Source organism: Burkholderia sp. WTPI3, assembly GCF_021483755.1.
Taxonomy (GTDB): domain Bacteria; phylum Pseudomonadota; class Gammaproteobacteria; order Burkholderiales; family Burkholderiaceae; genus Burkholderia.
In genome coordinates this window covers 1-7945 of sequence record NZ_JAGIXF010000156.1, presented here as the reverse complement: position 1 = coordinate 7945, position 7945 = coordinate 1, and the positions used below count along the sequence as shown (strand labels likewise).

General features: G+C 66.6%; 7 protein-coding genes. All 7 read left to right on the top strand.

Annotated features, from left to right (window positions below):
* A partial coding sequence (locus J7024_RS35590; RefSeq protein WP_234745939.1) for a YadA family autotransporter adhesin occupies positions 1–2110 on the top strand: 2110 nt, incomplete at its 5' end.
* A gap of 124 nt (positions 2111–2234) precedes the next feature.
* A complete protein-coding gene (locus tag J7024_RS35585) occupies positions 2235–2906 on the top strand; it encodes an OmpA family protein (protein WP_124829476.1) in 672 nt (223 codons plus the stop codon).
* A 385-nt stretch (positions 2907–3291) separates the two neighbouring features.
* Positions 3292–4437 carry a DUF2827 domain-containing protein gene (locus J7024_RS35580; RefSeq protein ID WP_124829477.1) on the top strand — a complete coding sequence of 382 codons (1146 nt, stop codon included), beginning with the start codon at positions 3292–3294 and terminating at the stop codon, positions 4435–4437.
* Between the two features lie 14 nt (positions 4438–4451).
* Complete coding sequence (locus J7024_RS35575) at positions 4452–5606, top strand: DUF2827 domain-containing protein (protein WP_124829478.1); 1155 nt, start codon at positions 4452–4454, stop codon at positions 5604–5606.
* 25 nt (positions 5607–5631) lie between these two features.
* Positions 5632–6099: a DUF4019 domain-containing protein gene (locus J7024_RS35570; protein ID WP_124829479.1), complete on the top strand. Its 468-nt coding sequence runs from the start codon at positions 5632–5634 to the stop codon at positions 6097–6099.
* A gap of 28 nt (positions 6100–6127) precedes the next feature.
* The gene (locus tag J7024_RS35565; protein WP_124829480.1) at positions 6128–7264 is read left to right on the top strand and encodes a DUF2827 family protein; all 1137 of its coding nucleotides are present in this window, start codon (positions 6128–6130) and stop codon (positions 7262–7264) included.
* Positions 7265–7290: 26 nt separating this feature from the next.
* Positions 7291–7945 (top strand): FkbM family methyltransferase (locus tag J7024_RS35560; protein ID WP_234745937.1); only part of this gene is annotated, 655 nt, incomplete at its 3' end.

Here is a 7945-nt window from a genome sequence, read left to right as displayed (position 1 = left end):
TAGCTCGGTCGCTTCGCTCTCGACCTCCACGTCGACCGGCCTGTCGTCGGCAACCAGCTCGATCAGCTCGCTGTCCACCTCGACCTCGACCGGCATCAACTCGTTGTCCACCGGCCTGAGCTCGACGAACAGCACGATCACGTCGCTGTCCACCTCGACCTCGACCGGCATCAACTCGCTGTCCACCGGCCTCAGCTCGACGAACAGCACGATCACGTCGCTGTCCACCTCGACCTCGACCAGCGTCAACTCGCTGTCCACCGGCCTGAGCTCGACGAACAGCACGATCACGTCGTTGTCCACCTCGACCTCGACCGGCATCAACTCCCTGTCGACCAGCCTGAGCTCGACCGACAGCACGATCGTCTCGCTGTCCACGTCGACGTCGACCGGCCTCGGCTCGCTGTCCACCGGCCTGAGCAGCACGAACAGCTCGGTATCGTCGCTGTCCACGTCGACCTCGACCGCGATCAACGACGCGAAGACGCACTATTACAGCGTCAACGACAACGGTACGCAGCAAGGCAACTACGACAACAACGGCGCGACGGGCGTCAACGCGCTCGCAGCCGGCGTGAACGCCAGCGCGGCAGGCGCCAGCAGCGTCGCAGTCGGCGACGGCTCGAACGCGGCGTCGAACGGCGCAGTCGCGATCGGCCAGAACGCATCGGCCACCGGCGGCAAGGCGGTGTCGATCGGCTCCGGAAATACGGCGAGCGGCGACGGCGCCGTCGCGATCGGCGACCCGAGCGTGGCAACGGGCACGGGTGCAGTGGCGATGGGCGCGAACGATACGGCCAGCGGCGACGGCGCAGTGGCGCTGGGCAACGCGAACACGGCGAACGGCGCCAATGCCGTGGCCCTCGGCGGCTCGAGCCAGGCGACCGCGGACAACACGATCGCCGTCGGCAACCAGGCGATCGCAAGCGCCACGGGCGCGCAAGCCTACGGTTCGAACGCGTCGGCAACGGCGGCCGACGCCCTCGCGTTCGGCTCGAACGCCACGGCGAACGTCGCGAACTCGGTCGCACTCGGCGCGAACTCGGTCACGGGTACGGCAGTGGGCACGTCGAGCGCAACGATCGGCGGCGTCACATACTTCTTCGCGGGCAGCTCCCCGGTGGGTGTGGTGAGCGTCGGCGCGCCCGGCCAGGAACGCCAGATCACGAACGTCGCGGCAGGCCAGGTATCGGCCACCAGCACGGACGCGATCAACGGCAGCCAGCTCAACGCGACGAACCAGGCGCTCAACAGCCTGTCCACGTCGACCGCGTCGAACATCTCGTCGCTGTCGACCGGCATCGGCTCGCTGTCCACCGGCCTGAGCTCGACGAACAGCAACGTGGCCTCGCTGTCCACATCGACCTCGACCGCGATCAACTCGCTGTCCACGGGCCTGAGCTCGACGAACAGCAACGTGTCGTCGCTGTCCACGTCGACGTCGACCGGCATCGGCTCGCTGTCGACCGGCCTGAGCACGACGAACAGCAACGTGGCCTCGCTGTCGACGGGCGTGACGAACATCAGCAACACGGTGAACCAGCTGTCGACGACGATCAACAACAACCAGACGCGTGCGGCGAACAACTCCGGCATCGCGGCCGACATGAACGGTACCGGCAACGACAAGCCGACCGTCACCGCCGGCTCGAACTCGGTGGCGATCGGCGCAAATTCGACCGACGGCGGCCGTTCGAACGTGGTGTCGGTCGGTAGCGACACGCAGCAGCGCCAGATCACGAACGTCGCGCCGGGTACGGAAGGCACCGACGCGGTGAACGTGAACCAGCTGACGCAGGTGCAGACGACGCTGTCGACGGCACTGTCGGGCCAGCAGGCGCAGATCAACTCGCTGGGTTCGCAACTGCAGCAAACCGACCAGATGGCGAAGCAGGGTATCGCAGCCGTCGGCGCGATGGCCTCGATCCCGCAGCTCGATCGCGACGCCAACTTCGGGATGGGTGTCGGCACGTCGACCTTCCTCGGCCAGAAGGCGATGGCGGTCAACATGCAGGCCCGCATCACGGAAAACCTGAAGGCGTCGATCAACGGCGGCTTCAGCGGCGGTCAGAAGGTGATCGGCGCCGGCATGCTGTACCAGTGGAAGTAACCCGTCGCGCCGCCACGCCGCCCGGCTCGCCAGCCGGGCCGGACACGGCGGCGCCGGCAGCAGGACGAACCCGCCGTGCCCCGTACGGCGGGCTTCGGTCAACCCAAGCCTTGAGGACGTAACCGTGAACAAACTCGCTCTTGCGCTCGCGCTTTCCGCAATGGGCCTCGCCGCATGCTCGACCGCATCCGGCCCGACCTACAGCGCATCCGAACTGCAGCCGCGCGACGGCGTGCGCACGTTCCAGGTGGACTGCCACGGCCTGCTGTCGGGCCCGCAGACCTGCATGAAGGCCGCCCGCAAGATCTGCGGCGACCAGCCGGTGCGCACCGTCGATTCGGCCCGCGCGCTGCGCGACGGCTCGGATCCGGCGACGCTGGTGTTCCAGTGCGGCGCCGCGCCGGCGGAAACGGCGTCGGCCGCCGAACCGGCACCGGCTCCCGCGCCCGTGGTCGAACACGTCAACCTGGCCGGCGACGCACTGTTCGCGACGGGCCTGGCCACGCTGACGCCCGCCGCACGCGCATCGCTCGACAAACTGCTGAGCGAACGCGAAGACCGCACGTACTCGCAGGTGACGGTGACCGGCTATACGGACTCGACGGGCAGCGCCACATCCAATCTCGCGCTGTCGAAGCGCCGCGCGGAGACCGTCGCGGGCTACCTGAAGACGCACGGGCTGAACGCGCAATCCGTGTCTGTGACCGGCCGCGGCAGCGCCGATCCGGTCGCGTCCAACGCGACGGCCGAAGGCCGCGCCAGCAACCGCCGCGTCGAAATCTCGCTGCAGCGCTGAACGGCAGCCGTCGCGCCCGCCCGCGACGGCCACGAACCAGGCGGGCGCCCCCGCCCCGCCGGACCGTTCCGGCACTGCTTCGCCGGCGCGCCGCGACGGCGCCGGCCGCTATGTCAAAGTTCGTCATACCCCTCCACAAACCGGCGACTTCCGTGCCACAATCGGCGCAGACAGTTGCCGGGGCGTTCCGCCCGCATCGCGCGCCGTGCCAGTCACGCGCGACGGCATTCCGGAACCCGGCGGCCGCCCCGCGCTCCGCGTCGCTCGGCTCGTTTTGCAGCGCACGCCGGCGCACACGCAACCATGACAATCCACGGCGCGCCGTTTTCGGGCCGCTCGCTCGACGCCACGGCCGCACGCACGACGCCGCAGAGGAAACCAACCGGTGACGGACATCAATCAAGCCGCCTCGGGTCGCACCCGCAAGCAACGGCCGGCCGTCGGCATCTCGCTGTTTGCGCGGGACGGCCAGGCGATCTGGGAAAACGGCATCCATCAGAACATCGCGTTCCTCGCGATGATGCTCAAGCGCTCGGACCGTGTCGGCCCCGTCTATTTCCTGAACGGCGGTGACGCCAACGCGCTGCCGGCCGGGCTCGACCTCGACGGCCTCGACATTCCGCTCGTGAAGCCTTCCGACGTGACGCATGAACTCGACGTCGTGCTCGAGATGGGCGCACAACTGCCGGTGGAATGGCTCCGGCATATGAAGGCGCTCGGCAAGAAAATCGCCGCGTTCTTCTGCGGGCACGTGTATGCGGGCGTATCCGAAACGCCGATCTTCGACAAACCATCGGGCCACGTCTTCAACGGCGCGCCGTTCGACGAAGTGTGGCTGCTGCCGCAGTACGAGAAGACGGGCGCCCCGATGCTGCAAACCCTGCTACGCGCGCCGGTGCATCTGATGCCGCACATCTGGTCGCCGTACTTCCTTGAACGCCGCATCGCCGCGCTCGCGGCCGAGGGCGTGACCTTCGGCTACCGGCCCGGCCAGCGGCCGTGGCATCTCGCGACGCTCGAGCCGAACATCTCGGTCGTGAAGTCGTGCCATTACCCGATGCTCGCGTGCGACGAGTTCTACCGCGCGCGCCCGGACGCCGTGCAGCACATGTTCGTCGTCAACTCGATGCACATGAAGGAACACCCGACCTTCGTGCACTTCGCGAACAGCCTCGATCTGGTGCGCCAGCACAAGGCGACCTTCGAGCCGCGCATGGACCTGCCCGGCTTCATGGCGCGCCATGCGGACGCCGTCGTGTCACATCACTGGGAAAACGCGCAGAACTATCTGTACTACGACGTGCTGTATGGCGGCTATCCGCTGATCCACAACTCGACGATGCTCGGCGACGCCGGTTACCACTACCCGGACTTCGATGCCGCCGCGGGCGGCCGCGCACTGCTCGATGCGTGGCTACATCACGACGAACGGCTCGACGACTATCGCGCGAAAGCCGGCCGGCTGCTGCAGTCGGTCTCGATCGACAACCCCGCGAACCTGGACGCGTTCGTCGCGCGCCTGGTCGCCTGAACCGGAGCATACGCATGTCGGACTCCAATGCCCGTCAAGCGCCCGGCGAGGGCAAACGTCTCGTCGTCGGCGTGTCGCTGTTCGTGCGCGGCGCCGGCCAGTCGCTATGGGAAAACGGCATTTTCCAGAACTGCCTGCTGCTGATCCTGCTGCTGCGCCAGTCGCCGCTCGTAGCCGAAGCCGTGATGGTGAACGGCGGCGAGCAGCTCGCCGATCCGCAGATGATGCTGGGCGAGTGGGACGTGCCGCTGCTGTCGATGGACGAAGCGCTGCAGCGCTGCGACGTGTTGATCGAAATGAGCGCGCAGTTCGGCGCGGACTACCTGCGCACGTTCCGCGATCGCGGCGGCAAGGTGGTCACGATGCGGGTCGGCAACGACTACGTGATCGACATCGAGCGCGCGATGTTCAACAAGCCGTCGGGCTTCCTGTTCTCCGGCGCGCCGTACGACGCGGTGTGGACGATTCCGGAATTCGAGCGCTCGTGCCTGCACTATTACCAGACGGGCCTGCGCGCGCCGGTCACGATCGTTCCGCACATCTGGCATCCGATGCTGTTCGACAAGGCGCGCGCGACGCTCGGCGCGGGCTTGTCGTTCGGCTACCAGCCCGGCAAGCCACGCTGGCGCGTGACGATGTTCGAGCCGAACATCTGCATGGTGAAGACGAGCATCGTCCCGATGCTGGTGACCGAGGAAGCGTATCGCGCGAAGCCCGATTTCGTGGAGTTCGTGCGCGTGTGCAACACCGTGCACATGAAGGAGCATCCGACGTTCGTCCACTTCGCGAAGAGCCTCGACATCGTGAACCACGGGATCACGACGTTCGAAAGCCGCTACGCGGTGTACGAATTCATGGCGGCCTACGGCGATGCGGTGGTGTCGCATACGTGGGAGAACGCGCAGAACTACCTGTACTACGAACTGCTGTACGGCGACTATCCGTTGATCCACAACTCGCCGTTTCTCGGCAAGGCCGGGTATTTCTATCCGGACTTCGATTGCCAGGCCGGCGGCCGCGCGCTGCTGCAGGCGTTCGCCGAACACGACGCGAACCTGGACGCGTATCGCGAGCAGTCGAAGCACGTGCTCGACTCGGTCAGCATCTACAACCCCGACAACGTCGCCGCGTATTCCGACGCGATCGCGTCGCTCTATCGCGACGCGTAACGCGTCGCGCTCCCCGGACTCCGACATGAATGCACCCCTGCCCCTCTCCCGCGCGAAATGGCTGATCGGCTGCGCGCTCGCGTCGATCGCGATCGGCGCGCACGCGCAATCCGACGGCGAATCGGCCGACGCACTGCTGCACGACGCGGACATCGTCTTCAAGCTGCTCGACGCCGGCCAGTACCGTGCGGTGTGGGCCGATTCCGCCGCATTCGTGAAGGCGCGCATCCAGCCGGACCAGTTCGTGGCCGACATCCAGCACGCACGCCAGTCAGTCGGCACGGTCACCCATCGCGGCTGGGCGCAGATCACGCGCATCCGCTACGCCAACGTCGCGACGGTGCCCGACGGCCTTTACGCGAACCTCGACTACGCGACGACGCTCGCGAGCGGCGCGACCGTATTCGAGAAACTGAGCTTTCGCCTCGACGACGACGGCCGCTGGCACCTGACCGGCTACGTGCCGCGCCAATCGCAGAACTACACGCCGTAACCCGCGCATCGCCCGCCCGGAGCCGCCGATGAAAATCAATGTCGCGATTACGATGAACGTGCAGCGCGACGCGACGCAGTCGATCTGGTACAACGGCGCGAACCAGCACTGCGTGTACCTGTACATGCTGCTGAAAAGCTCGCCGCTGATCGGCGAAGTCTGGCTCGCGCACGACGACGGCATCGCCGAATACCCGCAGGCGCTGATGATGGACGCGTTCGGCAATGCGCTGCGCCCGCTGTCCGCGATCATCCACCAGACCGACCTGCTGATCGAGATGAACGCGTTCATCGACCCGTCGCACGCGGATGCCGTGCGTGCGCGCGGCGGCAAGTGCGTGTCGTACCGCTTCGGCAACGACTACGTGATCGCGGTCGAAACGATCAACTTCGAGAAGAACAACTGGCGGCCGAACCCGCACCGCGTGCAGTTCGACGAAATCTGGACCAACCCGCAGCACATGCACACGTGCGCGGCCTATTTCCAGGCCGTCTATCGCGCGCCGGTGATCGAGCTGCCGCACATCTGGTCGCCGTACTTCATCGAACGCAGCCTCGACGCCGATCCCGACCTGAAGGCGCGCTTCGGCTACCGCAACCACGGCCCGGCCAAGCGCATCGCGTTCTTCGAACCGAACCTGAACGTCGTGAAGAGCGCGATCGTGCCGATGCTCGCCGCGAACGCGTGCTACGTCGAACACCCGGAACTCGTCGAGCACGTGTACATGACCAACACGTTCGACAAGAAGGAAAACGTCGCCTTCAAGCATCTCGCGCTGGGGCTCGAGATGGTGCGCGACGGCAAGGCAACGGCCGACGTGCGCGCGCCGTTCATCGCCTGGGCCGCGCACCACACCGACATCGTCGTGTCGCACCACTGGGAAAACGGGCTGAACTACCTGCTGTACGACGCGCTGTACGGCAACTATCCGCTCGTGCACAACTCGCCGTTCCTGCGCGACGTCGGCTATTACTACCCGGACTTCGAGATCTTCGATGCGGCGCGCGCGATCGCGACCGCCGCGCAAACGCACGACGCGCGGCTCGACGAATACGCGGCAGCGGCCCGCCGCTGCCTGCACCAGGTCGACACGCTCGCCGAACACAACGTGCGCGCGTATTCCGAACAGATCCAGCGCCTCTTCGCCGGGCGCGCGCCCGGCTGACCGTTCTCGCACGCGTTCCCCCGCCCATGAATCAGACCGTCCGCAATTTCGTCGTGATCGATTCGATCCACGGCCCGTTCGTCATCAACCGGCACTGCGCGCTTCAGGCCGAAGCGCTGATCAAGACCGGCCGACCGCATATCCAGGGCGAACTCGACACGATCCTGCAGGTGATCGACCAGCTGCCCGACGACGCGATCGTGGTAGACGGCGGCGCTAACGCGGGGCTCGTATGCGTGCCGATCGCCCAGCGGCTGCGCGCACGCGGCGGCCGCGTGTATGCGTTCGAGCCGCAGCGCACACTGTTCCATGCGCTCGGAGGCACCGTCGCGCTCAACGAGCTCGACAACCTCCATCTGCTGAACATGGGGCTCGCGAGCGCCAACGGCACGATGAAGGTGCCCGACATCGATTACGGGGCGGATGCCGACTTCGGTTCGGTGTCGCTCGTCGATAGCCAGGCGACGGGCGGCACGCCGACGCCCGTCGTCAGGCTCGACTCGCTCGGCCTGCCGAGGCTCGACTTCCTGAAACTCGACATCGAAGGGATGGAAATCGACGCGCTGCGCGGCGCGCGCCAGTTGATCGAAACGCATCTGCCGTGGTGCTGGGTCGAGTACTGGAAAGTCGGCGAAGCGCGCATCATCGATACATTCGCCGGCCTCGACTACACGTTCTATC

Excerpts from the sequence above, each read along its gene's own strand:
- J7024_RS35575 (WP_124829478.1), top strand. The coding sequence starts at position 4,452 with ATGTCGGACTCCAATGCCCGTCAAGCGCCCGGCGAGGGCAAACGTCTC.
- J7024_RS35570 (WP_124829479.1), top strand. The coding sequence starts at position 5,632 with ATGAATGCACCCCTGCCCCTCTCCCGCGCGAAATGGCTGATCGGCTGC.
- J7024_RS35565 (WP_124829480.1), top strand. The coding sequence starts at position 6,128 with ATGAAAATCAATGTCGCGATTACGATGAACGTGCAGCGCGACGCGACG.